General features: G+C 64.2%; 15 protein-coding genes. 6 read left to right on the top strand and 9 right to left on the bottom strand.

The genetic code is table 11. The features are described 5' to 3' along the window. Positions 1–410: 410 nt before the first annotated feature. Positions 411–2279: a phosphoenolpyruvate carboxykinase (GTP) gene (locus tag NG898_RS09510; RefSeq protein WP_252692087.1), complete on the bottom strand. Its 1869-nt coding sequence runs from the start codon at positions 2277–2279 to the stop codon at positions 411–413. 426 nt (positions 2280–2705) lie between these two features. On the opposite strand from NG898_RS09510, the gene NG898_RS09505 reads away from it, so the two are divergent. Then, positions 2706–3734: a D-2-hydroxyacid dehydrogenase family protein gene (locus NG898_RS09505; RefSeq protein WP_252692086.1), complete on the top strand. Its 1029-nt coding sequence runs from the start codon at positions 2706–2708 to the stop codon at positions 3732–3734. A 31-nt stretch (positions 3735–3765) separates the two neighbouring features. On the opposite strand, the gene NG898_RS09500 is transcribed toward NG898_RS09505, so the two are convergent. The 4 genes from NG898_RS09500 to NG898_RS09485 form a co-directional block, all read right to left on the bottom strand. Then, complete coding sequence (locus NG898_RS09500; RefSeq protein WP_252692085.1) at positions 3766–4656, bottom strand: DODA-type extradiol aromatic ring-opening family dioxygenase; 891 nt, start codon at positions 4654–4656, stop codon at positions 3766–3768. A 101-nt stretch (positions 4657–4757) separates the two neighbouring features. Further along, complete coding sequence (locus NG898_RS09495) at positions 4758–6182, bottom strand: dihydrolipoyl dehydrogenase family protein (protein ID WP_252692084.1); 1425 nt, start codon at positions 6180–6182, stop codon at positions 4758–4760. A 105-nt stretch (positions 6183–6287) separates the two neighbouring features. After that, entirely contained in the window at positions 6288–7181 is an 894-nt protein-coding gene (locus NG898_RS09490) for a patatin-like phospholipase family protein (protein ID WP_252692083.1), read from the bottom strand. Continuing rightward, positions 7178–7849, bottom strand: coding sequence for a TetR family transcriptional regulator (locus NG898_RS09485; protein ID WP_252692082.1), 672 nt, complete (start codon positions 7847–7849; stop codon positions 7178–7180). Before NG898_RS09485 ends, NG898_RS09490 begins: the two co-directional genes overlap by 4 nt. Before the next feature lie 566 nt (positions 7850–8415). Between NG898_RS09485 and NG898_RS09480 the strand changes: the two genes are divergently transcribed. Genes NG898_RS09480 through NG898_RS09470 form a run of 3 tightly spaced genes read left to right on the top strand, consistent with a single transcriptional unit; the run spans position 8416 to position 14402 of the window. Further along, positions 8416–9687: an efflux RND transporter periplasmic adaptor subunit gene (locus NG898_RS09480; RefSeq protein WP_252692081.1), complete on the top strand. Its 1272-nt coding sequence runs from the start codon at positions 8416–8418 to the stop codon at positions 9685–9687. Positions 9688–9702: 15 nt separating this feature from the next. Beyond that, complete coding sequence (locus tag NG898_RS09475; protein ID WP_252692080.1) at positions 9703–12855, top strand: efflux RND transporter permease subunit; 3153 nt, start codon at positions 9703–9705, stop codon at positions 12853–12855. Between the two features lie 2 nt (positions 12856–12857). After that, positions 12858–14402 carry an efflux transporter outer membrane subunit gene (locus tag NG898_RS09470; protein WP_252692079.1) on the top strand — a complete coding sequence of 515 codons (1545 nt, stop codon included), beginning with the start codon at positions 12858–12860 and terminating at the stop codon, positions 14400–14402. Positions 14403–14435: 33 nt separating this feature from the next. On the opposite strand, the gene NG898_RS09465 is transcribed toward NG898_RS09470, so the two are convergent. After that, positions 14436–15527, bottom strand: coding sequence for a DNA topoisomerase IB (locus tag NG898_RS09465; protein ID WP_252692078.1), 1092 nt, complete (start codon positions 15525–15527; stop codon positions 14436–14438). Between the two features lie 249 nt (positions 15528–15776). On the opposite strand from NG898_RS09465, the gene rpsU reads away from it, so the two are divergent. Together rpsU and NG898_RS09455 are read left to right on the top strand one after the other, a co-directional pair. Then, positions 15777–15989 carry a 30S ribosomal protein S21 gene (rpsU, locus tag NG898_RS09460; protein ID WP_003262970.1) on the top strand — a complete coding sequence of 71 codons (213 nt, stop codon included), beginning with the start codon at positions 15777–15779 and terminating at the stop codon, positions 15987–15989. A gap of 339 nt (positions 15990–16328) precedes the next feature. Next, positions 16329–16580, top strand: a complete 252-nt coding sequence (locus NG898_RS09455; RefSeq protein ID WP_252692077.1) for a hypothetical protein — start codon at positions 16329–16331, stop codon at positions 16578–16580. Between the two features lie 16 nt (positions 16581–16596). Here the strand turns inward: NG898_RS09455 and NG898_RS09450 are convergent, their stop codons facing one another. From NG898_RS09450 to mnmE, 3 genes are read right to left on the bottom strand one after another with little or no spacing between them, the layout of a single operon-like run. Beyond that, positions 16597–16920, bottom strand: coding sequence for a low molecular weight protein tyrosine phosphatase family protein (locus NG898_RS09450; protein ID WP_252692076.1), 324 nt, complete (start codon positions 16918–16920; stop codon positions 16597–16599). Positions 16921–16924: 4 nt separating this feature from the next. Then, positions 16925–17314 carry an NUDIX hydrolase gene (locus tag NG898_RS09445; protein WP_252692075.1) on the bottom strand — a complete coding sequence of 130 codons (390 nt, stop codon included), beginning with the start codon at positions 17312–17314 and terminating at the stop codon, positions 16925–16927. A 5-nt stretch (positions 17315–17319) separates the two neighbouring features. Then, positions 17320–18705, bottom strand: coding sequence for a tRNA uridine-5-carboxymethylaminomethyl(34) synthesis GTPase MnmE (mnmE, locus tag NG898_RS09440; RefSeq protein ID WP_392397935.1), 1386 nt, complete (start codon positions 18703–18705; stop codon positions 17320–17322). Positions 18706–18762: the final 57 nt, after the last annotated feature.

Here is an 18762-nt window from a genome sequence, read left to right as displayed (position 1 = left end):
TTGCCGGATTATAAGAATCCCGTAGGGATTCGTCACGCAGGAATTTTAAAATTTGGAAATTCATTCAATTCGACACGCATTGGGGTGGCGCGGTTGACATGCATTCTTCATAAAGCTATGCCAGGCAACGTTCTTGGCTGATGCTATGCGTGCAATGATTCGGGTCCGGCATAAATGCATGGCGATTATGCTCGTGCCGGCATAATGATCGATCTCATGTGTGTGTCGGTATTTTTTACAAAACAATTCGATTCCCTAAAAATCAATTGATCTGTTTTGTTGGAGGGGGTAATTCGCGCGATTTAAAACTTTAGGATTACTGCTCATTGTTTGGGCAACCTTCTGCGGATGGACGAAAAAAGCCCGCGCAAGGCGGGCTTCCTGTCCTGATGCCAAAAAGGCGGCGGGCGTTAGCCCTCGAGGCGTTCTTCCAGGCGGGTCTTTGCGTCGGGCAGCGCTTGCGGCAGGCCGTGCGCCAGTTTCGTGAACAGCTCGTCGTGCAGCGCCAGTTCCTGCTTCCAGGCGTCCGCGTCCAGCGAGATCACCTTGGCGAACTGCTCGGCCGTGAAGTCCAGGCCGTCCCAGCTCAGTTCTTCGTAGCGCGGCGATACGCCAAAGACGTGTTCATCGCCCTGCACCTGACCTTCGATGCGATCGATCATCCATTTGAGCACGCGCATGTTTTCGCCAAAGCCCGGCCACACGAACTTGCCGTTTTCGTCCTTGCGGAACCAGTTCACGCAGAAGATCTTCGGCAGCGTGGCGCCGCTCTCGGCAAGCTTCTCGCCGACGTTGAGCCAGTGGGCGAAGTAGTCGGCCATGTTGTAGCCGCAGAACGGCAACATGGCGAACGGGTCGCGGCGCACCACGCCTTGCTGGCCTGCGGCGGCGGCGGTGGTTTCGGAGCCCATCGTGGCAGCCATATATACGCCTTCCGTCCAGTCGCGCGCTTCGGTCACGAGCGGCACGGTGGTCGAGCGGCGGCCGCCGAAGATGAACGCATCAATGGGTACGCCTGCCGGGTTGTCCCATTCCGGATCGATCGAGGGGCATTGTGCTGCCGGCGCCGTGAAACGCGCGTTCGGATGCGCTGCCTTGCGGCCGGTTTCCTTGGCGGTCTCGGGCGTCCAATCCTGGCCTTGCCAGTCGATCAGGTGGGCCGGCGGCGTGTCGGTCATGCCTTCCCACCACACATCGCCGTCATCCGTGAGGGCCACGTTGGTGAAGATGACGTTTTCTTTGAGCGTAGCCATCGCGTTGAAGTTGGTCTTCTCGCTGGTGCCCGGGGCCACGCCAAAGTAGCCGGCTTCCGGGTTGATGGCGTACAGGCGGGTCTTGCCGGTGGCGTCCTTGCGGGGCTTGATCCAGGCGATGTCGTCGCCGATGGTCGTGACCTTCCAGCCATTTAGGCCGGCCGGCGGAATCAGCATCGCAAAGTTGGTCTTGCCGCAGGCCGACGGGAAGGCCGCCGCCACGTGATACGTCTTGCCTTCCGGCGACGTCACGCCCAGGATCAGCATGTGCTCGGCCAGCCAGCCCTGGTCGCGGCCCATGGTGGAGGCAATCCGCAGCGCGAAGCATTTCTTGCCCAGCAGCGCGTTGCCGCCGTAGCCCGAACCGAACGACCAGATTTCGCGCGTTTCCGGGAAATGCACGATGTACTTGGTCGGGTTGCACGGCCACGGCACGTCCTTCTCGCCGGCGGCGAGCGGCTTGCCGACGGTGTGAACGCACGGTACGAAATCGCCGTCGCTGCCCAGCACGTCATACACGGCGCGGCCCATGCGGGTCATGATGCGCATGTTGACGGCCACGTACGGGCTGTCCGACAGCTCCACGCCGATGTGCGCGATCGGCGAGCCCAGCGGGCCCATCGAGAACGGCACGACGTAGAGCGTGCGGCCGCGCATGCTGCCGTCAAACAGGCCGTTCAGCGTCTGGCGCATCTCGGCCGGGGCCGTCCAGTTGTTGGTGGGGCCAGCGTCTTCCTTCTTCTGCGAGCAGATGAAAGTGCGGTCTTCCACGCGCGCCACGTCCGACGGGTCCGACAGCGCCAGGTACGAGTTCTTGCGCTTGGCCGGGTTGAGCTGCTTCATCGTCCCGGCGGCCACCATTTCGGCGCACAGGCGGTCGTATTCCTCTTGCGAACCATCGCACCAGACAATGCGCTCCGGCTTGGTGAGTGCTGCTACCTCGCCCACCCACGCGATCAGGCGCGGGTGTTTCACGTAATCGGGCACGTTCAATGCGGGCACGCCCTGCATCACGGGTTGATTCATGACCAAAACTCCAATGGAAGTGAGAAAGAAATCGATGGCGGATCAGCACGGTGGCCGCGTCCAGCGGCAGGGTGGAAAGCGATCGACGGCACCTCATGGGCAGGCCGGATCAGCGATTTCCAGAGGGAGAGGTGAGGCAGGCGGAGGGACGGGAGCCGTGCTGATTTCACATTCAGTTACAAAGCGGTGCGCTGACGGAAGGTGGGTTTTTCCGGGCAGCGGGGGCCGCGTGCGCTAAAGTGGCGGGACCGAGGTCAACAGACCCTAGAACAAGGACTCGTCACCAGCGGGGCTGCGCAAATTGCGTGCCCGCGGCGGGCAATTCCGAACGTCGACACAGATTGTCGTGCGACGAGGGATGGGAAGAATACCACCGCGAGGGATCGCTGTTTTTTGCTGCGCACCATTGTTCGAAGTGAGATGTCGATGAAGATTGCCGTACTGGACGACTACCAAGACGCTGTTCGCAAGCTGGATTGCTTCAGCCTGATGCAGGACCACGAAGTCAAAGTATTCAACAACACCGTCAAGGGTGTGGGTCAATTGGCCGCACGTGTGGCGGACGTTGAAGCCATCGTGCTGATCCGGGAGCGCACGCGTGTGACGCGTCAGTTGCTGGACCGCCTGCCCAAACTCAAGATCATCAGCCAGACTGGCCGCGTATCGCGCGATTCGGGCAGCCATATCGACCTGGATGCCTGTACCGACAAGGGGGTGGTGGTGCTGGAGGGCAAGGGCTCGCCAGTGGCGCCGGCTGAACTGACCTGGGCGCTCGTGATGGCCGCGCAGCGCCGCATTCCGCAATACGTGGCGAGCCTCAAGCACGGCGCGTGGCAGCAGTCGGGACTGAAATCCACCACGATGCCGCCCAACTTTGGCATCGGCCGCGTCCTGAAGGGCCAGACGCTGGGCATCTTTGGCTACGGCAAGATCGGTCAGCTCGTGGCCGGTTACGGGCGCGCTTTCGGCATGAATGTGCTGGTGTGGGGCCGCGAGGGATCGCAGGAGCGCGCGCGCGCTGATGGTTTTGCCGTTGCGGAATCGAAAGATGCGCTGTTCGAGCAGTCCGACGTGCTGTCCGTTCACCTGCGGCTGAACGACGAAACGCGCGGCATCGTGACCGTGGCCGACCTCACGCGCATGAAGCCGACCGCCCTCTTCGTCAACACGAGCCGCGCTGAATTGGTGGAAGAAAATGGCCTGGTGACGTCGCTCAATCGCGGGCGCCCGGGCATGGCCGCCATCGACGTGTTTGAAACGGAGCCCATCCTGCAGGGCCACACCCTGCTGCGCATGGAGAACTGCATCTGCACGCCGCACATCGGCTATGTCGAGCGCGAGGGCTACGAGCTCTACTTCAGCATCGCGTTCCAGAACATCCTCGATGTCCTGCAGGGCAACGTCGATAGCGTGGTCAATCCGACGGCGCTGGCGCCCGCGCTGATCCGCGCATAACGCCAGCGTTCTTTACGTCGTTTTTCGTCAATCAAGCCGCGGCACGCAGCTGCGGTTGGTTGGCGCCAGCGCCATCGAAGCGGAAGCTGTCCATCGCCAGCGATCCGTACGTCACCGTATCGACCACGTGCTGAGCCTGCACGCCGCCCGGCGTGGCTTGGCTCAGCTGGCCCATGGCGGCGCCCAATGCCACGTACAGCGGCATGAGGTGTTCGTCGGTCGGGTGGGCGTGAGCGGCGTTCGGGGCTTGCGCGCGGTAATCGCAGAACTGGGTGAAATCGCCGCTGCGGATGCCCTCGGTCATTGACTCGATCATCCACTCGCGGAACGCCGTCACCCAAGGCTCGGCCGGCACGCCATGCTGGGCCATGCCGGGGCCGCGCATCAGCGCGCGCAAGTTGTGTGTGAAGCTGCCGGAGCCGACGATCAGCACGCCTTCATCGCGCAGCGGCGCGAGCGTGCGCCCCATCGCCATCTGGCAAGCCGGTGACAGGCCAGGCATCAACGACACCTGCACCACGGGAATCTTCGCCTCGGGAAACATCAGCATCAGGGGCATCCAGGCGCCGTGGTCCAGGGGCTGGCGCGGGTCCAGCACAGTGGAGGCCTGTTCTTCCAGCCCCGGGACGATGTTGCCGTCGATCAGCGCACGGATGCGCTCGGCCAAGTCCGGCGCGCCGGGCGGGGCGTATTCCAAGGCGTAGAGCTGTGGCGGGAAGCCGCCGAAGTCGTGCCACGCTTCCTGCTGGGCGCGGGCGGTTACGGTCGGCCGACGCGTCATCCAATGCGGCGAAACCACGACGATGGCGCGCGGCTTGAGGGCGATCATCTCTTGCCCGAGCGCCGCCAGCAGCTTGCCGACAGGGCCCGGATCGGCCGCCAACATGGGCGACCCATGGGACAGATAAAGCACGGGAAGCATGTCAAATTTCCTGAAGAATATATTTACTATTCTGCGCCGACATAGCACCAGCAACGTGCATGGATTTGCAGGTCGGGATCAGGAAAATTGAACGAGTGCGCTTACATGCTCAGCATTTCCTCTGCCACGGTTGGGTGCAGGCCGACGGTTGTATGCAGGTGCTTGAGCCGGACGCCCATGCGCACGGCCACCGCCAACGCCTGGATGATCTCCGGCGCGGCGTTGTCGACGATGTGCGCGCCCAGCACGCGTCCACTGCGCGCATTGCACACCAGCTTGATCAGCGATTCCATGCCCGAGCCTGCAAAACGCTGCTCCAACGAGACGAAGCGGCGTACCACCACGTCGATCCGATCTGCCAACGCGCGTTTGTCGGTGTCCGGCCCGCGTTTGCTCAATTCAGGCCAGCGCGTGCGCGCGTCAGTCTCGGTCAGGCCTACGCTGGCGATCGCCGGATCGCAGAACACGGCCATCGGCACGGTGTTCATGTCGGGCAGCTTGGTGCCTTTGCCGAATAAGCGTTCAGCCACGTAGCGGCCCTGCGCTGCGGCCACGGGCGTCAATTGCAGCGGGCTGCCGCCACAAATGTCGCCCACGGCATGCACGCCGCGGGCGCGCGTGCGGAAATGGCGATCGACCGCGACGCGTCCGTGTGCGTCGAGCGTGACGCCGGCCGCGTCCAGGCCGAGGCCCGCGATGTTCGGCGCGCGGCCGATGGCGCTCAACACACGCTGGGCACGCAGCACGCGCGGAACATCGCTGCCTTCGGTGCTCGCGTAGACGGCCACGCCGCCGCCGTTCACAGCATCGCGTTCGACGCGGACGACGTCGGCGTTCAGGATCAGCTCGACGCCGCAGCCGGCCAGCGACTGCGCAGCGGCCTCGGCCACCGTGACGTCGAATACAGGCAGCACACGCGCATCGCGCGTCAGCACCGTAACCCGCACGCCAAAGCGTGCCAGCGTGGACGCCATCTCCACCGCGATGACGCCGCCGCCCGCGATGATGAGCGATGCGGGGAGCGTGTCCCAGTCAAACACGTCGTCAGAGGTGCAGGCCAGTTCCGCGCCGGGTACGGGAAGCGGCATGGGGCGGGCGCCGGCGGCGAGCACGATCTGGCGTGCCCGCAACGTGGTCTTGCCGGTATCGGCTTGCAGGCGGACGATGCCGCGGCCGCGCAGCGAGGCCGTGCCGCTCAACCACTGCACGCCGGCATTGGCAAGGTGGGCGAAATGCGCTTCGTGCAGCCGTGCGACTTCGGCGCGCGTGCGAGCGATGGCATCGGCCCAGGCGTCGGCGGCGTTGGCGGTGCGCAGGCATCGCGCCACGGTCTGCGACCAGGCGGCGCCGTAGCCAAGCAGCTTCTTGGGCACGCACCCGCGGTTGACGCAGGTGCCGCCCACTTGCGCGCGGTCGATCAGCAGCGTGCGTGCCCCCAGTTGCGCAGACCGGCGCGCAGCCGCGAGCCCGGCCGAACCGGCGCCGATCACGATCAGGTCAAACGCATGTGCAGGGTTTGCGGGCATGAGGTGTCCGTCGAAGAAGCATCGGCCGGACGACCTTGGTGGCACGCCGGCGGGCGCGCCATGTGCAGCAAGCGGCGCGCCCGCCGCCTGTCTTAGAGGAGGTGGTTACGCAGCCGCCGCCGTGGCGAACCCGCGTGGAAGTTCGCGCAGGAAGGTTTCGCCGTCATGACGGCCGAGCGCATAGGCGTCGCGCATAGCGCCCGGGCGGGTGTAATCCCAGCTTGAAATGGGAACCTTGCGCGAGGGCTGCACGTAAAAGCGGCGCTGCACGCCGTCGGCCACGGGCACATCCATGCGGAAATACGTCGGACGCGGGTACAGGCGCGTGACCAGCACCAGCGCGTCGCCGGGCGTGGCGTCCAGCGCGTGCACGGGCACGTTGTCGACCATGCCGCCGTCGAGTACTGGCCGCCCCGCGCGCCGCAGCACCGGCGTGAACGGCGGCGTGGATGCCGATTGCAGCAACAGGTCCGCCAAGTCTTCCGGGGTGGCGCAATCCTGCGCGCGCACGATTTCTGGCGTGAAGCCGAGGCGCTTGCCCAGCGTCGGGTGCAGGGTCTTGCGGACGTGCTTTTCGATGTTGTAGGCAATCAGCCCCGCCGCCACCGCCGACCGTGCGCCTAGCCAGCGCGGGATATGCGCCACGCCGATGCGGATCTCGGGCGCCTGCGCCAGCCGCCCGAAGCGGCCCTCGCCGAACACCGTCAGCAGCGCCGTGCGGTACATGCCGTAATGCGGAAACACGCGCTCGCCGCGCAACAGGTTGCCCCAATGGGCGTTGCGGGTGTTTTGGCGCAGGGCTTCGCCGTAGTAATCCATCAGCTCGGCAGAATTCCAGGCATGCAGCATGCACGCCGTCGATGCGCCGGCCGAGATGCCGGCAATCACGCGCGGCGCCAAGCCCAGTTCGGGCTGCACGACATCCCACCAGCCGGCCTGCCACCAGCAGCGGTTGCCGCCGCCGGCAAAGACCATCTGGTCGAACACGGGCGTGTTCATGCCGACGCCCCGGTATGGGCGGCCGCGGCCGCGGCCGGCTCCAGCCGCAGCGACGGCGCGTATTTGAGGGTGTCGATGCACGCATCCAGTAGGCGCTCGCGCTTGGTGGCGAGGCTGGAAGCGTCCGGGTAGAAGAGGTAATCGCCCATGATGCCGTTGAACGTGGCATGAAAATGGGCCACGGCCAGCGGGATGTCGAGGTCGGCCGGCAACTGCCCGCGCCGTGTTGCCTGCTCGATGATGCTCGTCAGGTGGGTCATGCCTTCCTCAAATGATTCTTGTTGGCGCTTGAGGATGGGGCTGGTGTCTTCCACGAACTCGCACTTGTTGAACATGATCTCGAAGACCTTGCGCCAGTGCGCATCTTCCACGAGTTGCCGCAGCACGAAGTTGCCTACGGTGCGCAATTCCCCCAGCGGATCGTCGGCTTCCACCCCGAACGGGGTGCCCATGGTCTCCATGGGCAGTTTCACGCGCTCGCACATGGCGGCAAAAACATCGGTCTTATTACGGAAGTGCCAGTAGATGGCGCCGCGCGTCACGCCCGCGGCCTGCGCGATATCCGATAACGATGTGCGTGCCACGCCGCGCGCATAGAACACGTCTTCCGCCGCATCCAGGATGCGGTTACGTGTTTCCAGTGCTTCTTCCTTCGTTCGTCTAACCATGATCTTCCAGAGGAACGCCGTATCACCTGAGTCGACGTTCTTTCGATTGGCTTTTGTGCAATGCACAATTCCAGGCAACGCACTATTGCGCTTCGCACAACGCGGCAGCGGGTCCGTTGGCTGACAATGCTTGTCGCAGCGCGGTATTTGCCGCACGTTCGCTTGATCGCCGTCATTGCTACGAACTCCGGAAAGGTGTCAACGGAGTCCCTATTCGTAACGGCGTCACTTACATACATACGCGAACGTATCTATAATAGCGCGCACTCCGTCGCTTGCCCATGGCCGTATGCGCCACATCCAATCCCGGGTACGTGGTCTGGAGCCGACTTCTGTCTGTCGGCAGCCAGTCGGAGATCGACTGCCGATCGCTCCCGCGTCTTAGCATTCTGGTCCCAGTTGTTGCGAGTTCGTCGCAAAGGCCATATCGCATGCCGCGAGATGCAGCTAGCATCGGACGTTTTCGTTTTGTGTTTTTTGGTTTCGCTGACGGTTTGCCGGCGTCGCACTCGTTTGCGCGGCGTGGCGGCACCCGGCATTCCGCTTATCGCCACATGGGGTCATCTATGACGAACACCCGCCGTTATCACCAACTCGCTGCCGCCGCATTCACGGTGGTGGCACTTGCAGCCTGCGGCAACAAGCAGGCACAAGGGCCGGGCGGCGCCGGCATGCCTCCGACCGAAGTCGGCGTTGTGACCGTGCAGCCGCACTCCGTTGGTCTGACCAGCGAGTTGCCGGGCCGCCTGGAGGCCACGCGTGTGGCACAGGTGCGCGCACGGGTCGCGGGCATCGTACTTAAGCGCACCTACGCCGAAGGCAGCGACGTGAAGGCCGGCCAGCAGTTGTTCCAGATCGATCCGGCGCAGTATCAGGCGTCGCTCGACAGCGCCAAGGCACAGCTTGCGCGCTCGGAAGCCACGCAAACGCAGGCGCAACTGAAGGCTGAACGCTACAAGCCGCTGGTTGCCACCAACGCCATCAGCAAGCAGGACTACGACGACGCCACCGCCGCCGCCAAGCAAGCCACCGCTGACGTGGCCGCCGCCCGTGCTGCCGTGGAAACCGCCAAGCTGAACGTCGGCTACGCCAGCGTGACTTCGCCCATCTCCGGGCGTGCTGGTCTGGCGCAGGTCACCGAAGGCGCGCTGGTGGGCCAGGGCGAGGCGACGCTGCTGACGACTGTGCAGCAGATCGACCCGATCTACCTGACCTTCACGCAGTCGAGCACCGAAGTGATGCGTCTGCAGCAAGCGCTCAAGGACGGCAAGCTGGCCAAGGCCGGCGGTGATGCAGCCAAGGTCACGCTCGTGACGGAAGACGGCCGTGCCTATGCACAGTCGGGCAAGCTGTACTTCTCCGACCTGACAGTGGACCCGGCCACGGGCACGATCACGTTGCGCGCAATTGTTCCGAACGCCGATCGTACGCTGCTGCCGGGCATGTACGTACGCGCCCGCCTGGAGCAGGCCGTCGACGAGCAGGCGATCACGGTGCCGCAACAAGCGGTGACGCGCAGCCCGGACGGCGCCTCGGTCATGGTGGTCGACGAGAAGGGCATGGCTGCAGTGCGCCAGGTCCAGGCCGATCGCTCGACCGGTACGGAATGGATCGTCGCCAGCGGCCTGAAGGCAGGCGACAAGGTGATCGTCGACGGCCTGCAGAAGGTTCATCCGGGCGCACCGGTCAAGGCTGTGCCGTGGCAGCCGATGTCGGCAGGCCAGGGCAAGGGCCCGCAAGGTCAGGGCGGCCAGGGTAGCGGCGCCGCACCCGCATCGTCGGCCAGCGCCCCTGCTGCAAGCACTCCCGCTGCCAGCGCACCGGCAGCCAAGCAGTAAACAAGGAGCCATCGCATGGCAAAGTTTTTTATCGATCGCCCGGTCTTTGCCTGGGTGCTCGCGCTGTTCATCATCCTTGCTGGGGCGATCTCGATCACCCAGCTGCCGATCTCGCAGTACCCGACCATCGCGCCGCCGTCCGTCATCATCACGGCAACGTATCCGGGCGCCAATGCGAAGACGCTGGACGAATCCGTCACCAGCATCATCGAGCAGGAAATGAACGGTGCGGACGGCCTGCTCTATATGGAGTCGGTCAGCCAGGGTGGTAACGGCCAGGCGCAGATCACCGTGACGTTCAAGGCCGGCACTGATCCGGCACTGGCGCAGGTGGACGTGCAGAACCGCTTGAAGCGCGTGGAAGCCCGGTTGCCTTCTGCTGTGACGCAGCAGGGCGTGCAGGTCGACAAGGCCCGCGCGAACTTCCTGCTGTTTGCCACGCTGGCATCCACCGACGGCAAGATGGACCCGGTCGCACTGGGTGACTACATCTCACGCAACGTGCTGAATGAAATCAAGCGCGTGCCGGGTGTGGGTCAGGCCATCCTGTTCGGTACGGAACGCGCCATGCGCGTCTGGATCGATCCGGCCAAGCTGGTCGGCTACAAGCTGACGCCCACGGATGTCTACAACGCCATCCGCGCACAGAACGCATTGGTCTCGGCCGGTACGATCGGCGATCTGCCGTCGGTCTCCGATCAGCCTCTCGCGGCCACGGTCGTGGTGGAAGGCCAACTCACGACCACTGAGCAGTTCGGCAACATCGTGCTGGTGGCCAAGCCTGACGGTTCGCTGGTGCGCGTGAAGGACGTTGCACGCCTGGAACTGGGCGGCCAGACTTACTCGACCTCTGCGCGGATCAACGGCCAGCCGATTTCGGCCATTGGTGTGCAGCTCTCGCCCACGGGTAACGCTCTGGGTACGGCCAAGGCCGTGAAGGCCAAGCTGGAAGAGCTCTCGAAGTACTTCCCGGCGGGCGTGGAATACAAGGTGCCGTACGACACCTCCAAGTTCGTCCAGATCTCGATCGAGGAAGTGGTCAAGACGCTGTTCGAAGCCATGGTGCTGGTGTTCCTGGTGATGCTGCTGTTCCTGCAGAACATCCGCTACACGCTGGTGCCGTCGATCGTGGTGCCGATCTCGCTGCTGGGCGCGTTTGCCGTCATGAACGCGATGGGCTTCTCGATCAACGTGCTGACGATGTTCGGCCTTGTGCTGGCGATCGGTATTCTCGTTGACGATGCCATCGTGGTGGTGGAAAACGTCGAGCGGATCATGGCCGAAGAAGGCCTGCCCCCGCGCGAAGCGACCCGCAAGGCCATGGGCCAGATCACGGGCGCCATCATCGGTATTACGCTGGTGCTGATGGCCGTGTTCATCCCGATGGCGTTCTTCTCGGGCTCGGTGGGCGCGATCTATCGCCAGTTCTCGCTGTCGATGGTGTCGTCGATCTTCTTCTCGGCACTCATGGCGCTGACGCTCACGCCAGCACTGTGCTCCACGCTGCTCAAGCCGATCGAGAAGGGTTCGCACCACGAGAAGAAGGGCTTCTTCGGCTGGTTCAACCGCATGTTCAGCTCCACCACGAATCACTACCAAAGCTTCGTGGAGCGCATGCTGAAGAAAACCTTCCGCTACATGGTCATCTACGCTGCATTGATCGTTGCGGTGGTGTTCCTGTTCCTGCGCCTGCCGTCTTCGTTCCTGCCGACCGAAGACCAGGGCTACATCGTGACCAATATCCAGTTGCCGCCGGGTGCATCGGCCAACCGGACGTTGGAGGTGATCAAGCAGGTCGAGAACTACTACAAGCAGGAAAAGGCGGTCGAGAACATCGTGGCCGTGCAGGGTTTCAGCTTCTCGGGCAACGGGCCGAACGCCGGTATCGTATTCACCCCGTTCAAGGATTGGAGTGAGCGCAAGGGTAAGGATCAAACCGCTGATGCCGTGGCCGGCCGTGCCTTTGGTGCGCTGTTCGGTGGTATTCGCGATGCGATTGTGTTCCCGCTGAACCCGCCGCCGATTCCGGAACTGGGCAATGCCACCGGCTTTACCTTCCGTCTGCAGGATCGAGCTGGCCTGGGGCATGACGCCCTGATGGCAGCTCGCAATCAACTGATGGGGATGGCGGCGAAAAGCAAGATCATTACTGGCATGCGCCCGGAAGGTCTGGAAGATTCGCCGCAGTACCAGGTGGATATCGACCGCGAGAAGGCCAACGCGCTGGGTGTCTCGTTCACCGACATCAACGCTGTGCTGTCGACGGCGCTGGGTTCGGCGTACGCCAACGACTTCCCGAACTACGGTCGTCAGCAGCGTGTGATCGTCCAAGCGGACAAGATCAACCGCATGCAGCCCGAAGACATCATGAACCTGTACGTGCGCAACGCGCAGGGCAACATGGTGCCGATGTCGACGTTCGCTAAGGGCCATTGGATCGTCGGCCCGGTGCAGCTCGTGCGCTACAACGGCTATCCGGCTGTTCGCCTTTCGGGTGCGGCCGCGCCGGGTGCCAGCTCGGGCGACGCCATGGCCGAGATGGAACGCCTGGCCGCCAAGCTGCCGGCCGGTATCGGCTACGAGTGGACGGGCCAGTCGCTGCAGGAAAAGGCCTCGGGCTCGCAGGCGCCGGCGCTGTATGCGCTGTCGCTGCTGGCGGTGTTCCTGGTGCTGGCGGCGCTGTATGAAAGTTGGTCGATCCCGGCGGCTGTGATTCTGGTGGTGCCGCTGGGTGTGCTTGGCGCACTGCTGGGCGTGACGCTGCGCGCGATGCCCGATGACGTGTACTTCAAGGTCGGCCTGATTGCGGTGGTGGGCTTGTCCGCCAAGAACGCAATTCTGATCATCGAGTTTGCGAAGGACTTGCAGGCGCAAGGCAAGGGCCTGATCGAGGCGACGCTGGAAGCCGTGCACCTGCGGTTCCGCCCGATCATCATGACGTCGTTCGCCTTCATCCTTGGCGTGCTGCCGTTGGCGATTGCCACCGGCGCCAGCTCTGCCAGCCAACGCGCCATCGGTACCGGCGTGATGGGCGGGATGATCACCGCGACGGTGCTGGCCGTGGTGCTGGTGCCTGTGTTCTTCGTGGTGGTCCGCCGCATCTTCAAGGGCAGCGAGCGTCAACGCCGTCTGGATGCCGCGCACCGTCCGCTGGACGAGGAAATCTGAACATGCAGAAAACGATGACCTTTCGAACCCCTGCGCTGCTGCCGGCGCTCCTGCTGGCTGCCGGCGTGTTGTCCGGCTGCTCGCTGGCGCCGACGTACGAGCGCCCGGATGCTCCGGTAACGAGCACCTATCCGCAGGCACCGGCCGGCTATGCCGTGCCGGCGGACTCTGCCAAGCCCGGCGAGAACGCGCCCCGCGCGACCGAACTGGGCTGGCGCGAGTTCTTCCCCGATGCGCGCCTGCAAAAGCTGATTGGCCTTGCGCTTGAGAACAACCGCGACCTGCGCGTGGCCATGCTCAACGTCGAGGCGGCGCGTGCGCAGTACCGCCTGCAGATCGCCGACCTGCTGCCGCCGGTCAACGCATCTGCCACGTACACGCGTAGCCATACGCCGCCGTCGATCTCGTCCACCGGCGGCGACATCTACACCAAGCAGTACCAGCTTGGCGTGGGTATCAGCAACTACCAGGTGAACCTGTTCAGCGTGGGCGACGTTACGTCGTCCGCGCGTGCGAGCTATCTGGCGACGGACGAAGGCCGGCGTGCCGCGCAGATCAGCCTGATCTCGCAAGTGGCGAAGGCCTACCTGAACGAGCGCGCCTACGCCGAGCAGCTGGACCTGGCACAGCAGACCCTGAAGGGCCGCGAGGATTACTACAAGCTCGCCAAGCAGCGGTTTGACGTCGGCGCTTCGTCGGCGCTGGACCTGCGCCAGACCGAGACGCTGGTGGAGTCGGCCCGCGTGTCGGTGGCTCAGCTCACGCGCCAGTACGCGCAGGCGACCAACGCCCTGGTGGTGCTGGTCGGCGCTCCCTTGCCGGCCGACCTGCCCGCGCCGACCACGGTGTCGTCGGAAATGATCGTCGCTGACATTCCGCCCGGTGTGCCGTCCGAGCTGCTGGAGCAGCGCCCCGATATTCGTCAGGCCGAGCAGAAGCTGATTGCCGCCAACGCCAACATTGGCGTGGCGCGTGCGGCGTTCTTCCCGAGCATTGGGCTGACGTCGAATATCGGTACGGCCAGCACGGCGCTGCACGATCTCTTCAAGAGCGGAACGGGGCTGTGGTCGTTCGTGCCGAACTTGACGCTGCCGATCTTCAACTGGGGCACCAACATCTTCAACCTGGACTTGACCAAGACCAACCAGAAGATCGCGGTTGCCAACTACGAGAAGACGATCCAGACCGCGTTCCGCGAAGTGTCCGACGCCCTCGTGGCGCGCGGCACGCTGGAAGAGCAGGTGGCAGCGCAGAAGCGCTTCCGCGATGCGACGGCCGATCGCCTGACGCTGTCTGACCAGCGCTATCGCAACGGCGTGTCGAGCTTCCTCGACGTGCTTGACGCACAGCGCGATCTGTTCAGCGCCGACCAGACGTTGGTGCAGACGCGCCTGGCGCGCCTGACCAACGCCATTGATCTGTACACGGCGTTGGGCGGCGGTCTGCAGGAACACAGCACCACCGTGGCCGCACAGCAGGCTCAGCCGACGGCTGCGCCGGGCGTTGCACCCGCCACGCCGGACATGACGCCGCAGCAGTCGAAGTAAATTCGCGTCTGTTCGCTCGAAAGCCCGCCTTGTTCAGGCGGGCTTTTTTTCGCCCTTGCCCTGTGCGCCGGCAGTGTGTTCGAGAAATCGAAGCAGGGCCACTTCTTCGCGTCGCAGACCCTTGCGCGCGCGGGTTGGGGGCAGTGCTTCCAGCTCGCCGGCCAGGAAGGCGTCCACCACGGCCGGATGAACATAGCACTTGCGACAGACGGCCGGCGTGTTTCCCAGGCGTTGGGCCACGGCAGCAATGGCTTCCACCACCTGCCGGCGCGCCTCGGTAACGCTCGCCGAGGTGCGCCCGCGCAACAGATCCAGCGCGAGCACGCTGCCGGCCCAGGTGCGGTAGTCCTTTGCCGTGAAATCCGCGCCGGTAATCTCTTGTAAGTATGTATTTACATCGGTGGAATCAATTGCGCGGCGTTCGCCCGCTTCGTCGATGTACTGGAACAACTCCTGCCCCGGAAGATCGACGCAGCGCCGAATGATGCGCGCCAGGCGCGGGTCCGATACCGACACGTCGTGCTCCACGCCACTCTTGCCGCGAAACTGAAAACGCACAGTGTTGCCGTGCACCTCCACGTGGCGATTGCGCAGCGTCGTGAGCCCGTATGAGCGGTTGTCGCGCGCATACGCTGCGTTGCCCACGCGCACTAGCGTCACGTCCAGAAGAAAGACCACCGTCGCCAGCATCTTCTCGCGCGACAGGCCGGGCGCCGCCAGGTGGGCGGTGATCGCCTCACGCACGCGCGGCAGCGCTGCCCCGAAGGCCAGCAGCCGCCCGTATTTGTCGGCATCGCGAAAAGCGCGCCAGTCGGCGTGATAGCGATATTGCTTGCGCCCACGCGCGTCGCGCCCTGTCGCCTGCAAATGGCCGCCCGCGTGGGGGCAGATCCATACGTCGGTATAGGCCGGCGGAATCGCCAGTTTGTTGATGCGCGCAATGACCGCCGGATCGCGGATGCGCTCGCCGCGCGTATCGAAATAGACGAAGCGGCCGCGCAGCCGGCGCCGGGTGTAGCCCGGGCGCGTGTCGTCCACATAGCGCAGCCGTTCGGGCAGCGCTTCGGCAGCGGGCGGTGCGCTTGTGGCAACCAACGCAGGCGCAGACTTGGGAACGCGTTCCACGATAGAAGTCAGGAGGGATGCTCGCGCTGAGCAAGCGGCGTTCCTCTTCTGTGCGCATCCCGATGGTTGGCCGCCCCATGGCGTAGTATCGAGGCCACGCATCTGCACAAAATTGCGGCAGGAAATGGCCTTTCCGCCACAATCGGAAGTGCCTTGCATCGGTAAACAGATTCAACTACACTGCACGCCCTCTGGGCGGTATATAATCCGCTGTTTCGCCGTCCACCCGAATACTGAGCAAGGGACCCGATGACCACCATCCGTCTGAAAGAAAACGAGCCGGTCGAAGTTGCGCTGCGCCGCTTCCGCCGTGAAATCGAGCGCACTGGCCTGATCAAGGAACTGCGCGCCCGCACCGCTTACGAAAAGCCGACGACCGAGCGCAAGCGCAAGAAGGCTGCTGCCGTGTCGCGTACGCGTAAACGCCTGCGTTCGCAAATGCTGCCGAAGAAGCTCTACTAAGATCGCGCGATTGTTTCGGTAGCACCAATCGGGTGCTGCCGCTGGCGGTGTGAAGTCAATCGACCTCCGTTCCGCCGAGCTTGGTTTGTAGCGCCTAGCGCGTACCGGAAGCCTTTCCGGACTCAACCAACGCTCCACTCCCCGATACAGAAGCTAGCAAGATGCGGTTGATGGCCTGTGCGCCATTGTCCGCCGCTTCGGTGCGCTCAGCGCGCCCTTCTCTGCTGCAAACGACATCCGCCAGCGGTAATTGACCGGCTGGCTGTTGGCGTTTGTTGCGCGGATTCTGCCTGGGAGTACAGTGGCATGCGTCCTTTGCACACGTGCTCTCAGGCAACGATGCCTACCAATTCCAACGAGTACTGGTTCCCGGCCAAACGCTACGGCTGGGGATGGGGCTTGCCTTCGCGTTGGCAGGGCTGGGTGGTGCTCGCCATCTATGCCGTACTGCTGGTGGCGGGCATCGTGGGGCTGCACCCAGGCCGCACGCAGTCGAGCTTTGCGTTGTACGTGCTGGCCGTGACAGCGCTGCTGGTGCTGGTTTGCTGGTGGAAGGGCGAGCCGCCGCGCTGGCGTTGGGGCAAGGATTGAACGGCTTGCTTACCAATCAACCGCGCAGATACGGACCAACCCGTTTCTCCAGCAAGGTGACGAGTTCCGGCTGCATGAACACGTAGTCGTCGGAAATATCCAGACACACCACGCGCTTGCCGCGTAACCGCGAACCAAACCGTTGGGACAGGCGTCGCTGGTGGCTGCGTTCCATGACAAAAACCACCTCAGCCCACTCGAGCTGATCGGCATCGAGTTGCACGTCTGCGTCGGGAGCCAAGCCCGCCGAATCTGTCTCGACGTTTGGCCACTTGGCGAAGACCACTTCCGCCGTCGGGCTACGCAGCCGATTGCGGCTGCAGATGAAGAGCACACGCATCGGGCTAAACCGACGCCTCCAGCGTCGCCGCAATCGATGCCCGATAGCCCTTCGGCAAATTCACCGGCAACGCGTCGGGCGCAAACAGCCCAAGGCGCTTGTGCTCATGACTGACGATGGGTTCAAACGGACCAGCCAGCGCGCACGCATACGTGGCAACGAACACATGCTTGCCCGGTACGACTTCAAACAGATACGTGTCGATCGGAGCGCGCACCTCCACCTGCAGGTTCAGCTCTTCAGCAATCTCACGTGCAAGGCATTCGACGGGGGATTCGCCGAGTTCAATACGGCCGCCGGGCAACTCCCATTCTTCGCGCTCATTGAGCAGCAGGACGATCTCGCCGGTGGGCGCGTGCAGGACGCCCTTGATGGAGACGGGGTAAGCAGACATGGCGCTCACTTGCCAATACAAAACCGACTAAAAATCACGCCCAGCAAATCATCACTTGAAAACGCCCCCGTGATGCTGTTCAGCGCCTCCTGCGCAAGCCGCAGTTCTTCGGCAAACAGGTCCAGCGATTGCGCTTGCTGATCTGCGTGCTCCGCGGCCGTGGCCAGATGTTCGCGGGCCGTGCGCAGCGCAGCGAGATGGCGCTCACGTGCGAGGTAAAGCCCCTCGCCACCGCCCTGCCAGCCGGCAATCTCCAGTAACGCCGCCCGCAGCAATTCAACGCCCAGGCCATCGCGCGCCGAGAGCCATACCTCGGGCGGCTCCGAATCCACGCGGCCTGGTACGGCCACGCCTGAGAGATCGATCTTGTTGACGACGCGAAGGGTGGGCACGCCGGCGGGTACGTGTTCGGCGATGCGGGCGTCGATGGCGGCATCTTCGGGCGAGAGGCCGTTGGCGCGATAGTCCGCTGCGTCCAGCAGATGCAGGACGACATCGGCGCGAGCGATGGCAGCCCAGGTGCGCTCGATACCGATGCGCTCGACTTCGTCTTCCGTGTCACGCAGGCCCGCCGTGTCGACGATGTTCAGCGGGATGCCTTCGATCTGGATGGTCTGCTGCACCTTGTCGCGCGTGGTGCCGGCAATGGGCGTGACGATGGCCAGTTCCGCGCCGGCCAGCGCATTGAGCAGCGACGACTTGCCGACGTTCGGCTGCCCCGCCAGCACCACGTGCAGGCCTTCGCGCAGCAGCGCACCCTGGCGCGCCTGCGCCAGCACGCCATCCACGGCCGCGCGAATGTCGGCGAGTTGACCGCGCGCGTCGGAGGCTTCCAGGAAGTCGATTTCCTCCTCGGGAAAATCCAGCGTTGCCTCCACCAGCATGCGCAGATGGATCACGCGCTCGACCAGCGCATGTACCGCCTGCGAAAACGCGCCATCGAGCGAACGCGCCGCCGAACGTGCAGCAGCTTCGGTGCTGGCCTCGATCAGGTCGGCGACGGCCTCGGCCTGCGCCAGATCCATCTTGTCGTTGAGGAAGGCGCGGCGCGTGAACTCGCCGGGCTCCGCCACGCGCAGGCCGATCTCGCGGCCGGCGGCCAGGCAGCGTTGCAGCAGCAGTTGCATCACGACGGGGCCGCCGTGGCCCTGCAGCTCCAGCACGTCTTCGCCCGTGTACGAATGCGGCGCGGGAAACCACAGCGCGATGCCGCGATCGATGGCGTTACCGTCGGCGTCGAGGAAGGGCAGGTAGGTTGCCTGGCGCGGTGTCAGCAGGCGTCCGCACACGGCTTGCATGACGGCGCGCACGTCGGGCCCCGATACGCGCACCACGCCAATGCCGCCCCGCCCGGGCGCGGTGGCAATCGCCGCGATGGGGATCGTGAGGATGGGCGTGCGCGGCGTGGTGGAAGCGTTCGGCAAGGCGGTGGGGTGGTCAGCAGCGGT

It is taken from the genome of Ralstonia mojiangensis (assembly GCF_023955645.1).
GTDB classification, from domain to species: Bacteria; Pseudomonadota; Gammaproteobacteria; order Burkholderiales; family Burkholderiaceae; genus Ralstonia; species Ralstonia mojiangensis.
Note: the sequence above shows the minus strand (reverse complement) of the source record. Positions and strands in the feature narration are given on the sequence as shown.